The following is a 16,926-nucleotide window of genomic DNA, read 5'->3' on the forward strand; positions in this document are numbered from 1 at the left end:
AGGGACTGGGAATGTCAACCGGACTGATGGCAGGCAAACGCGGCCTGATCATGGGGCTTGCGAACGACAAGTCGATTGCCTGGGGTATCGCCCAGGCCGTGGCGGCACAGGGGGCACAACTGGCCTTCTCTTATCAGGGGGAGGCGCTGAAAAAGCGGGTCGAGCCCCTGGCCACCAGCCTGGGCAAGCCGCTGCTCTTCGAATGCGACGTGGCGGATGATGCCAGCATGGATGCCCTGTTCGAGGGGATCAAGGCGGAATGGGGCGGGCTGGATTTCATCGTCCATGCCATCGGCTTCTCCGACAAGAACGAGCTGCGCGGCCGCTATGTCGAGACGAGCCGCCAGAACTTTCTGATGTCGATGGACATTTCCGTCTATTCCTTCACCGCCGTCGCCCGCCGGGCCGGCGCGCTGATGGGGCCGGGCGGCAGCATGCTGACCCTGACCTATTACGGCGCCGAAAAGGTGATGCCGCATTACAACGTCATGGGTCTGTGCAAGGCCGCACTGGAGGCTTCGGTCAAATATCTGGCCGAGGATTTCGGCCGCGACGGCATCCGCGTGAACGCCATCTCTGCCGGACCGATCAAGACGCTGGCCGCCAGCGGCATCGGCGACTTCCGCTATATCCTGAAGTGGAACGAGCTGAACTCTCCCCTGCGCCGCAATGTGACGCAGGAAGAGGTGGGCAAGGCTGCGCTGTTCCTGCTGTCCGATCTGGGCAGCGGCACCACGGGCGAGAATCTGCATGTCGACTGCGGCTATCATGCCGTGGGGATGAAGGCGATCGACGCGCCCGATATCTCCATCGTCACCGGCCACGGGGCCAAGGGCGAATAACATGACGCTGGCGGCCTTCCTCGCCTTTGCCGGGCTGTCGCTGTTCGCAGCGATCAGCCCTGGCCCCGCGGTCCTGATGGCCGCGCGCACCGGGCTGACCGAAGGGTTCCGCACCGGCGCCATGCTGGCCATGGGGATCGGTGCCGGCGCGGTGGTCTGGGCCTCGGCCGCGATGTTCGGTCTGAACATCGTTTTCGCCGCGGCGCCCGCGCTGCTCTGGGCGCTGAAGATTCTGGGCGGCGGCTATCTGTGCTGGATGGGCTGGAAGCTCTGGCGCCACGCGGCAGAACCGTTCGAGACCGCGGACACAAGACCCGTCCCCCGCTCGGCCCTGTCGGCCTTCCGGCTGGGTCTCTTCACCCAGCTGGCGAACCCCAAGCCCGCGGTCATGTTCTCGGCCATCTTCCTTGGCACCGTGCCGCCCGGCACGGCGGCATGGGTCTATGGCGCGCTTCTGGCCGTGGTCTTCCTGAATGAGATGCTGTGGAACATCGCCGTCGCCCGCATCTTCTCGCTTGACCGGACGCGGGCCGGATATATCAGCCTGAAAACCGTCATCGACCGCACCTTCGGAGGGATGCTGGCCCTTCTGGGGGTGAAGATCGCCGCCACCTGAGGAGTGACCCATGTCCGCCGAACGCCTGCCGCATGAAAAGGGATTCCACGTCAGCTGGGACCAGATCCACCGCGACGCGCGCGCGCTGTCGTGGCGGCTGGACGGCAAGGGCCCGGGCGAAGGCGGCAGCTGGCGCGCGGTGGTGGCCATCACCCGCGGCGGCCTCGTCCCGGCCATGATCGTCGCGCGGGAATTGGACATCCGGGTCATCGACACCGTTTCGGTCAAATCCTACCACTCGGGCGGCGGCAAGGCCGATCAGCGGCGCGAGGCCATGGTGACGAAGTCGCCGCAGGCCGAGCTGATGAGCGATGGCAGCGGCATTCTGGTGGTGGATGATCTGGTGGACAGCGGAAAGACGCTGGAACTGATCCGCAGCCTTTATCCCAAGGCGCATTTCGCCACCGTCTATGCCAAGCCGAACGGCAAGCCGCAGGTCGATACCTATGTGACCGAGGTCAGCCAGGACACTTGGATCTTCTTCCCCTGGGACATGGCGCTGCAATACGTTCAGCCCTACCGCGGCGCGGACTGACGCCCGGCCTGCCCCTCTGGGCAGGGGCCGCCACCCGACCAGACGCGACCCGCCACAAGGACGTTGCCATGACCCTGCCCCTGAACCCCGCCTTCGCCGCGACCGAGGCCCCCCCGGTGATGGAGGCGCGGCGCTGGATCGCGGGCAAGACCTTCGCGCCCGACCGGCCGCTGATCAATGTCTCTCAGGCCGCGCCGGTGGACAGCCCGCCCCTGCCCCTGCGGCAGGCCTTGGCCGAGGCAGCGCTGAACGACCCGCAGGCACATCTTTACGGCCCCGTGCTGGGGCTGCCCGACCTTCGGGCCGAGATTGCGACGCAATTCTCCGCCGCCTATGGCGGGACGATTGCCGCCGATCAGGTCGCCATCACTCAAGGCTGCAATCAGGCCTTCTGCGCGATCATGTCGACTCTGGCCGGTGCGGGGGATGAGGTGATCCTGCCGACGCCCTGGTATTTCAACCACAAAATGTGGTTCGACATGCAGGGCGTCACCACGGTCGGGCTGGACACCGGCGATACGCTGATCCCGTCCGCCACCGCGGCCGAGGCGCTGATCACCGAAAAGACCCGCGCCATCGTGCTGGTCACCCCGAACAACCCCGGCGGTGTGGAATATCCGGCCGAGGTGCTGGCCAAATTCCGCGACCTCTGCCGCGCCCGTGGGCTGGCGCTGATCGTGGATGAAACCTACCGCGATTTCGACAGCCGCCATTCGGTCGAGCTGGGCGGCCGCCCGCATGACCTGTTCGCCGATCCTGCATGGGACGACACTTTGGTGCAGCTTTACAGCTTCTCCAAGGCCTACCGGCTGACGGGGCACCGCGTGGGGTCCATCGTCGCCAGCGCGACACGGCTGGCCGAGGTGGAGAAATTCCTTGATACCGTCGCCATCTGCCCCAGCCAGCTGGGCCAAATGGGTGCACTCTGGGGCATGCAGAACCTGCGGCAATGGGTGGCCGGAGAGCGGGACGAGATCCTTGCCCGCCGCCGCGCCATGACCGAAGGTTTTGCCGCGCTGGAGGGCTGGCGTCTTCTGGGCTGCGGCGCCTATTTCGCCTATGTGGAACATCCGTTCGACATGGCCTCGGACGCACTTTGCAAGCGGCTGGTCGATGATTGTGCCGTTCTGATGCTGCCCGGCACGATGTTCCAGCCGGACGGCAGCGCGGCGGGCAAGCGGCAGATCCGCATTGCATTCGCCAATGTCGATGCCGCGGGCATTGCCGAACTCTTCCGCAGGCTGGCCGCCTTCCGCCCCTGACCCGCGGGTGCCGCGGGCGGGCATCCTGTCTTGCCCCCTGTCCGCCCACACACTAGACAAGCCCGAAACCCACGATCCAGCGGGAGCATGCCGATGGCTGACGACGAACCGAAGCGGAAACCGAAGCGCGGCCAGCAGGCGGCGGGCTGGCTTCTGACCGGCATGCTGATCCTTGGCCTTGGCGGCTTCGGCATCACCAATTTCCAAAGCTCGGTCAGCTCGGTCGGTTCGGTCGGGGATGTGACGATCTCGACCAAGGATTACGCGCGTGAGGTGCAGTCGCAGACCGCCTCGCTGTCGCAGCAGTTCGGCATGCAGCTGGGCGTGCAGCAGGCGCTGCAGTTCGGCATCGGCCAGCAGGCGCTGTCCTCGCTGGTCAGCCGCGCCGCGCTGGACGACCGCGCGGCAAAGATCGGCCTGTCGGTGGGCGACCAGACCGTCGCGGCCGAGATCATGAAGCAAAGCGCCTTTTCCGGCGTGACCGGTGCTTTCGACCGGGACACCTATCGGCGGGCCCTGCAGCAGAATGGCTGGACCGATGCGGAATACGAGGAATCCCTGCGCCGTGACGTGGCCCGCTCGCTGTTGCAGGGTGCGGTTGCCGGGGGCTTTACCGCACCCGCCTCGGTGACCGATGCGATGTATCGCTATATTGCCGAGCGTCGCGGCTTTTCGATGATCCGCGTGACCGCGGCCGATCTGACCGCCCCAGTGGCCGAACCGACCGAGGAAGAGCTGCGCGCGTGGTATGACGCGAATATCGCCGCCTTCACCCGGCCCGAGGCGAAGCGCATCGCCTATGCCGCGCTTCTGCCCGAGACCATCGCCAAGGATCAGCCGGTGGACGAGGCGCTGCTGAGCAAGATGTATGACGAACGGATCTCCGAATTCGTGGTGCCCGAACGGCGGCTGGTCGAACGGCTGGTCTTCCCCGATCAGGCCGCGCTGGATGCGGCCAAGGCCGCGCTGGATGCCGGCACGACCACCTTCGAGGCACTGGTGACCGACCGTGGCCTGACCATGGATGCAGTGGATATGGGCGATGTTGCCCTGACCGATCTGGGCGCCGCGGGCGAAGCGGTCTTTGCCGCCGCCGAGGGCAGCACCGTCGCCGCCGAAAGCAGCCTTGGCCCGGCGCTGTTCCGGGTGAACGGCACCTTGGCGGGCGAAGAGGTGAGCTTTGACGAGGCCAAGGCCGATCTGGCGCAGGAGCTGCAGTTCGACGCCGCCCGCCGGCTGATCGCCGACAAGGTCGAGGAGATCGACGATCTGCTCGCCGGGGGCGAGACGCTGGAGACGCTGGCCAAATCCGTGGGCATGACGCTTGCCTCGGTGGATTATGCCGCGGGCGCGCAGGGTCCCGATGCGATCGAAGGCTATCAGGCTTTCCGCGATGCTGCCGACAAGCTGGCCGAGGGCGATTTCCCCGAAGCCGTCCTGCTGGACGACGGCGGCGTGGTAGCGATGGAATTCGTGGAAACCGTGCCTGCCGCGCCCATCCCATTTGATGAGGCGCGCGAGGCGGTGACCGAGGCCTGGACGGCTGCGGCCACCCGCAAGGCGCGGTCGGATCAGGCGGTGGCGTTCAAATCCGCGGTCGAGGGCGGCGCCACCCTCGGCAGCCTGGGCATCGTGGACGTGACCCCCGCCATCAGCCGCGAAGGCACGGTGGATAATACCCCGGCCAGCCTGATGACCACCGTCTTCACCATGGCCGAAGGCGAGGTGCGGGTGTTCGAGGACGGGGAATTCATCGCCCTTGTCCGGCTGGACAGCATCACCCCCGCCGACGAAACAGGTGCCGAGGCCGAGGCGCTGAAGGCCGCTATCGCTGCGCAGGTCCAGCAGGCCCTGTCGCAGGATGCCTTCGCCGCTTTTGCCACCGCTGTTTCGGACAGCGCGGGCATCCAGATCGACCAGAACGCCATCAACGCCGTCAACGCACAGCTGCAATAATGATCATCGAACCTTCCTTCGACCGTTTCGAAAAAGCCTGGGCCGAGGGGAAGAACCAGCTTGTCTGGGCCCGGCTGGCGGCGGATCTGGACACGCCCGTCAGCCTGATGCTGAAACTGGGCGAGGCCCGCGATGACACGTTCATGCTGGAAAGCGTGACGGGGGGCGAGGTGCGCGGCCGCTATTCCATCGTCGGGCTGAAGCCGGATCTGATCTGGCGCTGCACCGGCATCGGGTCCGAGATCAACCGCGATGCGCGCTTCGACAAGACGGCGTTCTCTCCGGTGCCGGGCCACCCGCTGGAGGCGTTGCGCGCCCTGATCGCCGAAAGCCGCATCGACATGCCCGAAGGCCTGCCCCCGATTGCGGCCGGGCTTTTCGGTTATCTGGGATATGACATGATCCGGCTGGTCGAGCATCTGCCGGATGTGAACCCCGATCCCATCGGCCTGCCCGATGCGGTGCTGATGCGCCCTTCGGTCGTGGCGGTGCTGGACGGGGTGAAGGGAGAGGTCACCGTCTGCGCCCCGGCCTGGGCCGCAGGGGGCCAGAACGCCCGTGCAGCCTATGCGCAGGCGGCGGAACGGGTGGCTGATGCTTTGCGCGATCTGGACCGGGCGCCCGCCATGCAGCGCGATCTGGGTCAGGAACAGAGCGTGGGCGAGCCGCGGTCGAACTTCACCCATGACGGCTACAAGGCCGCGGTGGAAAAGGCCAAGGACTACATCCGCGCGGGCGACATCTTTCAGGTAGTGCCCAGCCAGAGATGGGCGCTGGACTTTCCGCTGCCGCCCTTCGCGCTCTATCGCAGCCTGCGGCGGACGAATCCCTCGCCCTTCATGTTCTTCTTCAACTTCGGCGGCTTTCAGGTCGTGGGCGCCAGCCCGGAGATTCTGGTCCGGCTGCGCGACGGCGAGGTGACGATCCGCCCCATCGCCGGCACCCGCAAACGCGGCACGACGCCGGAAGAGGACAAGGCGCTGGAGCTGGACCTGCTGGCCGACAAGAAAGAGCTGGCCGAGCATCTGATGCTGCTGGATCTGGGCCGCAACGATGTGGGCCGGGTGGCGCAGATCGGCACGGTGCGCCCGACCGAGCAGTTCATCATCGAACGCTACAGCCATGTCATGCACATCGTCTCGAACGTGGTGGGCCAGATCCGCGAGGGCGAGGACGCGCTGTCCGCGCTGCTGGCGGGTCTTCCCGCGGGCACGGTGTCCGGTGCGCCCAAGGTGCGGGCCATGGAGATCATCGACGAGCTGGAGCCGGAAAAGCGCGGCGTCTACGGCGGCGGCGTGGGCTATTTCGCCGCCAATGGCGAGATGGACTTCTGCATCGCCTTGCGCACCGCGGTGCTGAAGGACGAGACGCTGTATATTCAGGCGGGCGGCGGCGTGGTCTATGACAGCGACCCCGAGGCCGAGTTTCAGGAGACGGTCAACAAATCCTTCGCGCTGCGCCGCGCGGCCGAGGATGCGGGCCGGTTCAGCCGCGGCAACGGCTGACCCGTCGCTGTTTTGCGGCGCGCGGGCCAAAGGCCCGCGCAAGCCTGTTGTCTCGCCTCTGGCGCGTGCCGCGCCAACCGGCTCGGGTTCGGGGGCGCTGCCCCCGGGCTTCGCCTCCCCCGGGATATTTCTGCCAAGATAAAGCGGCATGGCGGGCGGTCCCCGCCTGAGCCGGTTGGCCGCAGGCCAGAGGCGAGGACCCCGGTCTGCCGCCGCCTTCGGGCGGCGGCGCAATGTGAAAGCCTCAGTCGATGGACAGGACCGCCGTGACCGGGGCCAGCGCCACCGTCGCCGCGCGGCCTTCGACCGCCCATTCCAGAAGCGCGGTCACCGTCTCGGGCCGGGTCTCGCCTGCCACCACCACCTTGCCCTCCTGCGCGGCCTTGAAGGCGGCACGATCCAGATAGCGGCGGATCACCGGGCTGTCCTCCCCCTCGGCATCGAGTTTGCGGAAGATCACCGCGGCGGGCACGTCCTCGCGCCGGGCGACCTGATCCGCGGCATTCAGCCCCTCGTTCCAGGTCACAAGGCCGCGGCCGCCCGCGCCCACCACCGGCACCACGAGGCTGGCCAGCGGCCGGTCGCCCTGAAAGCTGCGGCCGGTGGGATCCAGAACGGCCACCGTCTCGGGCAGCGACTGCTCCATCACCCCGAAGGCCACCTCGACATCGCTGGCCTTGGCACCTTTCGGCACGGCGGAGGCGAGCATCACCACCTCCTGTCCGGTGGCGCGATAGGTTGCGGCATAGGCCCCGGCCTGCGGGTCCTGCGGATCGACGGCGAAGGTCACCGGGAAGGGCAGCGCCGCCAGCGCCGCCCGGTCCAGATCCGGGGCGCCCGTGTCGATCAGCAGAATGGCGAAGAGCGGCTTTTCCGACGGATTTTCAAAGGGCCGGGCGTAGAGGTCCAGCGGGCGGGTGCTGGCGGGCGGTTCGGCCGGGGCCGCGGAGGGAACCGGATCCTCGGCACCAATCTGCGGCAGACCTCCTTCACCGGCGCCGCTGCCGGGCAGCGCGGGGGTGGAGGGCAGGGTCGAACCTTCCCCCACCACGACCAGACCCGGCCTGCCCGCGGCTTCGGGCACGGGGTCCGACCCCTGCCCGGCCGGCGCTTCGGCCACGGGATCAGGGACCGGCACCAGATCATCGGGCAGCGCCTGCGGTCCGTTCTCGGCGATTTCGGCCAGAAGCGCCTCTTCCTCGGGTGAAAGCGGGGGCAGCCCGGCCTCCGCCGCGGCGGCGGGGGCCGCCTCGGGCGCAGGCATGGCGGGCGATGGCGGCGCGGCAGGGGCCGCGGGCGCGGCAGCCAGACCCGGGGCCGCGGGCTCCGCGCTCAGGCCCGGCTCCGGCGGGGCGGCGGGCGGATCCGCCACCGGCACGGCGGAGGGGGCGGGCGCAGGAACGGCGGGCGCCAGAGGCCGGGCCTCGGCCACAGGGGCCTGCGGCGCGGCAGGTGGCGGGGGCAGCGGTGCAGGCGCGGCGTCATCGGCCCCGACCTCCGGAACGGCGGCGGATCCGGCCGGGACCAGAGGTGCAGCGGGCGCGGCCGCACCCGCCCCGGGGACCACAGGTTCCGCGACGGCAGCTTCGGTCGGCTCCGAGGAGGCGGAGACCGCCGGCGCGGGCTGGCCAGGCGCAGTGTCCGGGACGGCCTCGACGGAGGCAGTGTCAGCTGGGGCAGGCTCTGCAACAGCCGCAGGTTCGGGCATTGCAGCAGACCCGGGGGGCACGGGTCCGGTGGCGGGCACCTCGGTCGCCTTTTGCCCTGCCGGTTCGGGCGCTTCGGCAACAGCCTCAGACGCAGCTTCAGGCTCTGGCTCGGGCTCCGGCGTGCCGGGCGGCAGCGTGGCCCCGGACGCCTTGGGCGGGTCCGGATCGGGCGTGACAGCCCCGGGCGCAGCTGCGGGAGGGGCGGGCAGATTGGCCGGCACGGTCAGCGAGACCAGCGCCAGAACACCGGAGCCGACAATTGCCCCCAGACCTGCCCCCAGAATGAACCTGCCGATCACACGCGCCTCCGCCTTTGTCCTGCCGCCCGGGCACGATGCGCCCGGACCCCGCGGGTTGCCCCCGCTTTGATCTCTTCCGGTCGGGCCCGGCATCGTCCGCCCTTGACCCCGCCGCCCGCACCGGCCCATCTATACTGGCCCATCCGTCCGGGCCTCTGTATAACGCGCCCCTGTATAACGCGCCATGTGCGCCGCTTCATCCCCTTTCCGGCAAGGCCAAGCAAGATGCTGCTTCTGATCGACAACTACGACAGCTTCACCTGGAACCTCGTGCATTATCTGGGCGAATTGGGGGCCGAGGTCAAAGTGGTGCGCAACGATGCCCTCCAGGTGCAGGAGGCGCTGGCGCTGCGGCCGGAGGCGATTGTCCTGTCGCCAGGCCCCTGCGATCCGGCGCAGGCCGGCATCTGCCTGCCGCTGACCCGCGCGGCCTCTGAGGCGGATGTGCCGCTTCTGGGGGTCTGCCTTGGCCACCAGACGATTGGCGAGGCCTTCGGCGGCAAGGTCGTGCGCTGCCATGAGATCGTGCATGGCAAGATGGGGCTGATGCATCATGAGGGCAAAGGCATCTTCGCAGGCCTGCCCTCGCCCTTCGAGGCCACCCGCTACCATTCGCTGATCGTGGACCGCGCCACCCTGCCCGCCAGCCTTGAGGTGACGGCCTGGCTGGAGGATGGCACGATCATGGGTCTGCGCCACCGCGAGAAACTGATCGAGGGCGTGCAGTTCCACCCCGAAAGCATCGCCTCGCAGCACGGCCACCGGCTGCTGCGCAATTTCCTTGAGGCGGCGCGCGTAAAGGTTCCGGCATGAGCGAGATCCTGAAGCCGCTGATCGGCGTGGCGGCGACCCGTCCGCTGACCCGCGCCGAGGCCGAGGCTGCTTTCGGCGCGCTGTTCGAAGGGGCGGCCACCCCGGCCCAGATGGGCGGCTTTCTCATGGCGCTCCGCACGCGCGGAGAGACGGTGGATGAATATGCCGCCGCCGCCCATGTGATGCGGTCGAAATGCCATCCCGTCCGCGCGCCCGAAGGGGCGATGGACATCGTCGGCACCGGCGGGGATGGCAAGGGCACGCTGAACATCTCCACCGCCACGGCCTTTGTGGTGGCAGGCGCGGGCGTGGTGGTGGCCAAGCACGGCAACCGCAACCTGTCGTCCAAATCCGGCGCAGCGGATGCGCTGACGGAACTGGGCCTGAACGTCATGGTCGGCCCCGAAGTGGTGGAGAAATCGCTGGCCGAGGCCGGGATCGGCTTCATGATGGCGCCGATGCACCATCCCGCCATGCGTCATGTGGGCCCCGTGCGCACCGAACTGGGCACGCGCACGATCTTCAACATCCTCGGCCCCCTGACCAACCCCGCCGGCGTCAAGCGGCAGCTGACCGGCACCTTCTCGGACGCGCTGATCCGGCCCATGGCGGAAACCCTGCGCGCGCTTGGCAGCGTGAAGGCCTGGCTCGTCCATGGCGGCGACGGCACCGATGAGATTTCCATCGCAGCGCCGACAAAGGTGGCGGCGCTGGAGGGCGGGCATATCCGCGAATTCACCCTGCATCCCGAAGATGCGGGCCTGCCCTATCACCCGTTCGAAAAGATCATGGGCGGCACCCCTGCGGAAAATGCCGCGGCGCTGCGGGCGCTGTTCGACGGGGCACAGGGCGCCTACCGCGATGCGGTGCTGCTGAACGCGGCCGCGGCGCTGGTGGTGGCCGACCGGGCCGCCAGCCTGACCGAGGGGGTCGAACTGGCGCGCAAAAGCCTCGATTCCGGCGCGGCGCGGGCAAAGCTCGCAGCCGCGGCCAAGGCCACCGCCGCGTGACCCTGCGGCCCGAACCGCCCGCCTCCTGGGCCGGGCTGCCGTTCTTTGCGGACCACTGGCCCGCGCTCTGGGACAGGCTGACCGCCAGCCCCGGCTGGCAGCCCGCGCCCGACCGCATGTTCCGCGCGCTGGCGCTGACCCCGCGCGAAAGCGTGCGGGTGGTGATCCTCGGGCAGGACCCCTATCCCACGCCGGGCCGTGCGCAGGGTCTGGCCTTCGCCTTTCCGCCCGGCGACCCGCCGCGCGACAGCCTTAGGAACATCCTGACCGAAGTCGCCGCCGACACCGGCATCGCCCGCCCCGACGGCGACCTGACCCGTTGGGCCGAACAGGGTGTCCTTCTCCTGAACACCGTGCTGACGGTGCCCGTGGGCCGGTCGAACGGCCACAAGGGCTGGGGCTGGGAGGCACTGGCGGCACAAATTCTGGCCGCCACCGCCGCCGATGGGCCGCGTGCCTTCCTCCTCTGGGGCGCGCCCGCGCAAAAGCTCTGCGCCCGGCTGCCGCGGGACGGGCATCTCTTCGTGGAAAGCCCGCATCCCTCGCCGCTTTCGGCCTACCGCGGCTTCTTCGGCTCCCGCCCGTTCTCGCAGGTCAATGCCTGGCTCACCGCCCGCGGCGAAGCGCCCGTCGACTGGTCCGCCTGAAGCCTTCCCATCCCCGGCCCAAGCGGCTAAACCGGACCGGCCTTTCCACTTTGGCCAAATATCCTGCGGGGGTCCGGGGGCGCAAAGCCCCCGGCGCGTGGATACCGGGACCGACGACAGACAGAAAGACGGCGATGAGCACCATTCTCGACACGATCAAGGCCTACAAGCTGGAAGAAGTTGCGGCCCGCAAAGCCGAACGCCCGCTGGCCGAGGTGGAGGACGCCGCCAAGGCCGCGCCCGCGCCGCGCGGCTTTGCCCGCGCCCTGACCACCGCCGCCGCCAGCGGCTATGGCCTCATTGCCGAGATCAAGAAAGCCAGCCCGTCCAAGGGTATGATCCGCCCCGATTTCGACCCGCCCGCTTTGGCCCGCGCCTATGAGGAGGGCGGCGCCACCTGCCTGTCCGTCCTGACCGACACGCCCTCGTTTCAGGGCGCGGACGACTATCTCGTTCAGGCCCATGACGCGGTGAAACTGCCCTGCCTGCGCAAGGATTTCCTCTATGATCCCTATCAGGTTGCCGAATCCCGTGCGCTGAAGGCGGATTGCATCCTTCTCATCATGGCCTCGCTTTCGGATGCGCAGGCAGCCGAGCTGGAAGATGCCGCCATCGGCTATGGCATGGATGTCCTGATCGAGGTCCATGACAAGGCCGAGCTGGAGCGGGCGCAGCTTCTGAAATCGCCGCTGATGGGGATCAACAACCGCAACCTGCACACGTTCGAGGTGACGCTGGACACCACCCGCCAGCTGGCCCGCCGCGTGCCCGAGGACCGGCTGATCGTGGCGGAAAGCGGACTTTACACGCCCGAGGATCTGGCCGATCTGGCGATTTATGGCGCGCGCTGTTTCCTGATCGGGGAAAGCCTGATGCGGCAAGACGATGTGGCCGCCGCCACCCGTGCGATCCTGGCCCGCCCGCTGACCGGCCACGGGGGCGCGGTGCTGTGAGCCCGCTGACCCATTTCGACGCCACGGGCGCCGCGCATATGGTGGACGTCACGGAAAAGCCCGTGACCGACCGGGTCGCCGTGGCCGAAGGCTTCGTCGCCATGGCCCCCGCCACACTGGCCCTTGTGGCCGAAGGGCGGGCCGCGAAGGGCGATGTGATCGGCGTCGCGCGGCTGGCCGGGATCATGGGGGCCAAACGCACCGCCGATCTGATCCCGCTCTGCCATCCGCTGCCGTTGTCCAAAGTCTCGCTGGATCTCGCGCCCCTCGACGGGCGGCTCAGGATCGAGGCGACCGTGCGCACCACCGGCCGCACCGGGGTGGAAATGGAGGCGCTGACTGCGGTGACCGTTGCCGCGCTGACCGTCTATGACATGCTGAAAGCCGCGGACAAGGCCATGCGGATCGAGGATATCCGCCTCCTGCTGAAGGACGGCGGCCGCTCCGGCCGGTATGAGGCATGAGTGGTCTGATCCCGGTCGAAGAGGCGACCCGCCGTCTTCTGGCGCTGGCTGGCCCGCTGCCCGCTGAAAATGTGCCGCTGGCGCAGGCCGCCGGGCGCTGGATGGCGGGTCCGGTGACGGCCCGGCGCGACCAGCCGCCCTTCGATGCCTCGGCGATGGACGGTTATGCCGTTTTCGGCCCGGCCCCCGCAGGCGCCAGCTTCCGCGTGGTGGGTGAGGCCGGCGCGGGCCATGCCTTCCCGGGCAGCGTCAGCCCCGGCGACTGCATCCGCATCTTCACCGGCGCCCCCCTGCCCCCCGGCACCGACCGCGTGGTCATTCAGGAAAACGTCCGGCGCGACGGTGACCGGATCACCGTTCTGGAGGAGGAGCGCGCGACCCATGTCCGCGTCCGCGGTCAGGATTTCGCCGAGGGCGCCGCGCTGGCCCCGCGTCGGCTGCGGCCTGCCGATCTGGCGCTGATCGCGGCGATGAACGTGCCGCAGGTTCCGGTGGCCCGCCGTCCGGTCGTGGCCCTGATCGGCACCGGGGATGAGCTGGTGCAACCGGGCGAGGACCCGCGCCCCGACCAGATCGTCGCCTCCAACGCCTTCGCGCTGAAGGCTCTGGCCGAAGGCGAAGGCGCCGAAGTGCGGGTTCTTCCCGTCGCCCGTGACAACGAACCCGCCTTGCGCACCGTCCTGGCCTTGGCCGAAGGCGCCGATGTGGTGGTGACGATCGGCGGCGCCTCGGTGGGCGACCATGATCTTGTGGGCCGCGTGCTGGCCGCCGAGGGCATGGATTTTGCCTTCTGGAAGATCGCGCTCAGGCCGGGCAAGCCCCTGATGGCGGGTCGACTGCGCGGTGCGGTGGTGCTGGGCCTGCCTGGAAATCCGGTCTCCGCCATCGTCTGCGGGCATCTGTTCCTGCTGCCGCTGCTGCGTCATCTGCAGGGCGATCCCGCGCCCCTGCCCCGCTTGCGCCCAGCCCGCGCCGGTGCAGATCTTGCGGAGAATGGCCCCCGCTCCCACTATATGCGGGCCCGCCTGTCCGAAGACGGCACGACCCTCACCCCGTTCGGCCCGCAGGACAGCGCGCTTCTGACCCTGCTGACCGAGGCGGATGCGCTTTTGCTGCGCCCTGCGGGCGATGTTGCGCGCAAAGCGGGCGATCCAGTGACCTATCTGCCGCTTTGATCGGTGTCAGGCCTCTGGCAGGCTTGACACAAACCGGGAACACGGGCAGAACAATAGGCAAACGACCGGCCACCGGGGGATGCCATGCTGACGCGGAAACAGCTTGAACTGTTGAACTTCATCAAGGCCCGCATGGACCGCGATGGCGTACCGCCCTCTTTCGATGAGATGAAAGAGGCGCTGGATCTGCGGTCGAAATCCGGCATTCACCGGCTGATCACCGCGCTGGAAGAGCGTGGCTTCATCCGCCGGCTGGCCCATCGCGCGCGCGCGCTGGAAATCATCAAACTGCCCGAAGCGATGGAAAAGCCCGGCTTTACCCCCAGGGTGGTGGAAGGCGACCGTCCCGCCGCCCCGCCGCGGCAGGCCATGCCGGTGGAGGTGGTGCATGCGCTGGAACTGCCGGTCATGGGCCGCATCGCAGCCGGCGTGCCGATCGAGGCGATCTCGGAAGTGTCGCATCATGTCGCCGTGCCGGGCTCCATGCTCTCGGGCCGGGGCAGCCATTATGCACTGGAAGTGCGCGGCGATTCGATGATCGAGGCCGGGATCAACGATGGCGACATCGTCGTGATCCGTGAGCAGAACACGGCCGAGAACGGCGATATCATCGTGGCGCTGGTCGAAGATCAGGAGGCCACGCTGAAGCGATTCCGCCGCCGCGGCAGCATGATCGCGCTGGAGGCTGCAAATCCGGCCTATGAGACGCGGGTGTTCCCCGACCATATGGTCAAGGTGCAAGGCCGTCTGGTCGGGCTGATCCGCACCTATTCCTGACCCCGCTCCCGACCTCGGACAGACCATCCCCCACCAGGCAACACGCATGGGAGGCTTGTGTGGTCCCCGTCCCTGCGGAACCGGATCCTTCCAGCGCGAAAGCTGGCTGGTTTTTGCCCGGCTTCTCCGCGACGAACTGGCGAAGGAACACGACCGGGCGCTTACCGTCTTTCTGACCATCTCTGCGCCGCCCGCAGCTCCCGGACCTTGGACCGCTGCCATCAGGGCCAGGGCAGAAAGACCACGCACCCGCCCTATTGTCCCGGGGCAAGGATCATTCCCGGCGGCAGGGCGGCAACCACCGCAGCCGGGTCCATCGGGCGGCCGGTCCAGAGCCGCCCGCCCGCCCGCGCCGTCATCACAAGCACCTGCCCGTCCGGCCGGGGCCACAGCGACAAAGCCCCGGTCTGGCCAAGCAGATCCGGGCCGATCACATGGCATCCTGCAAGAGACGCCTCCGGTTTGACCGAAAGCACCACAAAATCCGCCGCAGCACAGGCAGCGGGCAATTCAGCCAGCCCTGCCTTGCCCGACAGCACCACCCCCTTCAGCCCGCCGATCCTGAAAGCACGCGCATGGGCGGGGCCGTCAAAGCCCGGACGGGTGGCGGCCTTCGTCTGCGCGGCCAGATCTCCGTCATTCTCCAGCCAGTTGCGGGCGGCAAAACCGCCACCACGGCCGGAGGACAGCGCCCGACCCTCCGCCCCCATGACCCCGGCCAGCCGCCCGTCACCGCTGATCAGCCCGGCGGGCCGCGGCGCCTGCGTCCAGAGCGCAAGCGTCACAAGAACCGGCACAAGCCCCGCCAGCCGCGCCCGCCCGGGCCAAAGCACCAGCCACATCGCCCCCAGCGACAGCACGGGCAGCGCCCAGACCGGCGGCGCGGGGATTGCAGTCACCGCCCCCTCCATCGCGGCCACCCGATGCGCGACGATCAGCGTCCATTCCGCCCCCAGCCCCATCAGCCAGAGCGGCAGGGCCGACAGGCCCAGCGGGGCCAGCAGAAAGGCGATCACCCCCATCGGCATGATCAGAATGCCCATGGCAGGCACGGTCAGCAGATTGGCGATCAGCCCGTAATCGGCGAAACGGTTGAAATGCGCGGCGGCAAAAGGCGCCGTCGCAAAGCCGCCGATCAGCGAACTGGCCACCAGTGTGAAAACCGGCACCGTCCAGCGCGGCCATTCCGCCAGCGCCACCGCGCGGTCCAGCGCCCGAAAGCCCGAGATCAGGCCGATGGTCGCCGCAAAGGACATCTGGAACCCCGGTTCCAGCAGACTTTCGGGCCGCAGCGCCAAGAGGATCAGCGCGGAAATCGCCACGCTGTGCAGGGACATGGCGCGGCGGTCCAGCAGGATGGCGCCCAGCATGACGGTGATCATCAGAAACGCGCGCTCTGTCGCGACATTCGCGCCCGAGAGCATCAGGTAGAACAGCGCCACGAAGAAGGACAGCACGGCGGAGACCTTCTTGGCATTCACCCGCAGGGCCACGGGCGGCACCAAGGCAATCCCGCCGCGGATCAGCGCAAAGACGAAGGCCGCCAGAAAGGCCATGTTCATGCCGGAAATCGCAAGGATATGGGCGAGTGAACTGTCGCGCAGCGCCTCGACTGTGTCCTGCGTGATGGCAGAGCGGTCGCCGGTCATGGCGCCCGCCGCAAAGGCGCCGGCCTGCCCGGGGATCTGCGCCCGGATCGCAGCGGAAAGCGTGACGCGCAACCGCCCGATCCAGGCCTCGGCCGGGCCGGGTGGTTCCAGCAGGAGGACGGGTTTCAGCGTATAGCCGACGCCGCCCAGACGGTCGAACCAGGCCATGCGGCGGAAATCGAAACCGCCCGGCTCGGCCGCGGTGTCGGGGGGCGAGAGATGGCCGGTCAGGATCACGAGCTGTCCGGGGGCCGGGTCCAGAAAGCTTTGGCCGCCCTGAAGCGAGATGCGGACACGCAGCGGTGTGCGGTCGGGGTCCATCTCGCGCAGAACCACCCGGTCCAATGTCAGGCGGACGGCATCGCTGCCGGACCGGTCAATCTCGACGATGCGGCCTTCGATCGGCCCGTAATACCGAAAGGACAGCATGGGCGCGGCCTGCATCTCGGCCCGGATCCCGGCCGCCAGAACACCGGCCAGCAGCGCAAAGGCTCCGGCCGCCAGCGGTCGGCCCAGATCGGGACCAAGGCGCCACAGGAAGCCGCAGGCCAGCGCCAGCCCAAGGATCACCAGATAGAACGCACGCCCCGGCTCCCACGGAAGGGCGAACCAAATCCCGGCGCCGCTGGCAAACAGCACAGCAGCCAGTGGCAGAAGCTGCCCCCGCGCCGCATCCAGCGCCAGAAGGGGGATCAACGGCAGGTCCCGCAGCCG

At 68.5% G+C, this 16,926-nt stretch carries 15 protein-coding genes; 13 read left to right on the forward strand and 2 right to left on the reverse strand.

Annotation, left to right across the window (positions count from 1 at the left end; genetic code table 11):
* The first annotated feature begins 11 nt into the window (after window positions 1-11).
* From fabI to trpE, 6 genes are all read left to right on the forward strand, one after another.
* Complete coding sequence (gene fabI / locus ACO2Q5_RS13145; protein WP_423291728.1) at window positions 12-842, forward strand: enoyl-ACP reductase FabI; 831 nt, start codon at window positions 12-14, stop codon at window positions 840-842.
* A gap of 1 nt (window position 843) precedes the next feature.
* Entirely contained in the window at window positions 844-1,458 is a 615-nt protein-coding gene (locus ACO2Q5_RS13150) for a LysE family translocator (protein ID WP_423291730.1), read from the forward strand.
* A 10-nt stretch (window positions 1,459-1,468) separates the two neighbouring features.
* Window positions 1,469-1,993 (forward strand): xanthine phosphoribosyltransferase, encoded by a 525-nt coding sequence (gene gpt / locus ACO2Q5_RS13155; protein WP_423291732.1) that lies wholly within the window; start codon window positions 1,469-1,471, stop codon window positions 1,991-1,993.
* 68 nt (window positions 1,994-2,061) lie between these two features.
* Window positions 2,062-3,255 (forward strand): aminotransferase, encoded by a 1,194-nt coding sequence (locus ACO2Q5_RS13160; RefSeq protein ID WP_423291734.1) that lies wholly within the window; start codon window positions 2,062-2,064, stop codon window positions 3,253-3,255.
* Between the two features lie 93 nt (window positions 3,256-3,348).
* Window positions 3,349-5,211 carry a peptidylprolyl isomerase gene (locus ACO2Q5_RS13165; protein ID WP_423291736.1) on the forward strand — a complete coding sequence of 621 codons (1,863 nt, stop codon included), beginning with the start codon at window positions 3,349-3,351 and terminating at the stop codon, window positions 5,209-5,211.
* Window positions 5,211-6,716 carry an anthranilate synthase component I gene (gene trpE / locus ACO2Q5_RS13170; protein WP_423291738.1) on the forward strand — a complete coding sequence of 502 codons (1,506 nt, stop codon included), beginning with the start codon at window positions 5,211-5,213 and terminating at the stop codon, window positions 6,714-6,716. Before ACO2Q5_RS13165 ends, trpE begins: the two co-directional genes overlap by 1 nt.
* A 244-nt stretch (window positions 6,717-6,960) precedes the next feature.
* Here the strand turns inward: trpE and ACO2Q5_RS13175 are convergent, their stop codons facing one another.
* The gene (locus ACO2Q5_RS13175; RefSeq protein WP_423291740.1) at window positions 6,961-8,724 is read right to left on the reverse strand and encodes a divergent polysaccharide deacetylase family protein; all 1,764 of its coding nucleotides are present in this window, start codon (window positions 8,722-8,724) and stop codon (window positions 6,961-6,963) included.
* Between the two features lie 225 nt (window positions 8,725-8,949).
* Here ACO2Q5_RS13175 and ACO2Q5_RS13180 point away from each other — a divergent pair, with 225 nt between their 5' ends.
* The 7 genes from ACO2Q5_RS13180 (at window position 8,950) to lexA (ending at window position 14,563) form a co-directional block, all read left to right on the forward strand.
* The gene (locus tag ACO2Q5_RS13180; RefSeq protein ID WP_423291742.1) at window positions 8,950-9,537 is read left to right on the forward strand and encodes an anthranilate synthase component II; all 588 of its coding nucleotides are present in this window, start codon (window positions 8,950-8,952) and stop codon (window positions 9,535-9,537) included.
* Window positions 9,534-10,547: an anthranilate phosphoribosyltransferase gene (trpD, locus tag ACO2Q5_RS13185; protein WP_423291744.1), complete on the forward strand. Its 1,014-nt coding sequence runs from the start codon at window positions 9,534-9,536 to the stop codon at window positions 10,545-10,547. Before ACO2Q5_RS13180 ends, trpD begins: the two co-directional genes overlap by 4 nt.
* A complete protein-coding gene (locus tag ACO2Q5_RS13190; RefSeq protein WP_423291746.1) occupies window positions 10,544-11,194 on the forward strand; it encodes a uracil-DNA glycosylase in 651 nt (216 codons plus the stop codon). Before trpD ends, ACO2Q5_RS13190 begins: the two co-directional genes overlap by 4 nt.
* Before the next feature lie 134 nt (window positions 11,195-11,328).
* Window positions 11,329-12,147, forward strand: coding sequence for an indole-3-glycerol phosphate synthase TrpC (gene trpC, locus ACO2Q5_RS13195; RefSeq protein WP_423291748.1), 819 nt, complete (start codon window positions 11,329-11,331; stop codon window positions 12,145-12,147).
* Window positions 12,144-12,611 carry a cyclic pyranopterin monophosphate synthase MoaC gene (moaC, locus tag ACO2Q5_RS13200; RefSeq protein WP_423291750.1) on the forward strand — a complete coding sequence of 156 codons (468 nt, stop codon included), beginning with the start codon at window positions 12,144-12,146 and terminating at the stop codon, window positions 12,609-12,611. The genes trpC and moaC overlap by 4 nt, the downstream gene beginning before the upstream one ends.
* Before the next feature lie 5 nt (window positions 12,612-12,616).
* Window positions 12,617-13,786, forward strand: a complete 1,170-nt coding sequence (gene glp, locus ACO2Q5_RS13205) for a gephyrin-like molybdotransferase Glp (protein ID WP_423292005.1) — start codon at window positions 12,617-12,619, stop codon at window positions 13,784-13,786.
* An 84-nt stretch (window positions 13,787-13,870) separates the two neighbouring features.
* A complete protein-coding gene (lexA, locus tag ACO2Q5_RS13210; protein ID WP_423291752.1) occupies window positions 13,871-14,563 on the forward strand; it encodes a transcriptional repressor LexA in 693 nt (230 codons plus the stop codon).
* 254 nt (window positions 14,564-14,817) lie between these two features.
* Here lexA and ACO2Q5_RS13215 read toward each other — a convergent pair whose 3' ends face one another.
* Window positions 14,818-16,908: a ComEC/Rec2 family competence protein gene (locus ACO2Q5_RS13215; RefSeq protein ID WP_423291754.1), complete on the reverse strand. Its 2,091-nt coding sequence runs from the start codon at window positions 16,906-16,908 to the stop codon at window positions 14,818-14,820.
* Window positions 16,909-16,926 lie beyond the last annotated feature (18 nt).

Origin of the sequence: Neotabrizicola sp. VNH66, assembly GCF_049445895.1 — a bacterium.
Taxonomy (GTDB): Bacteria; Pseudomonadota; Alphaproteobacteria; order Rhodobacterales; family Rhodobacteraceae; genus Pseudogemmobacter.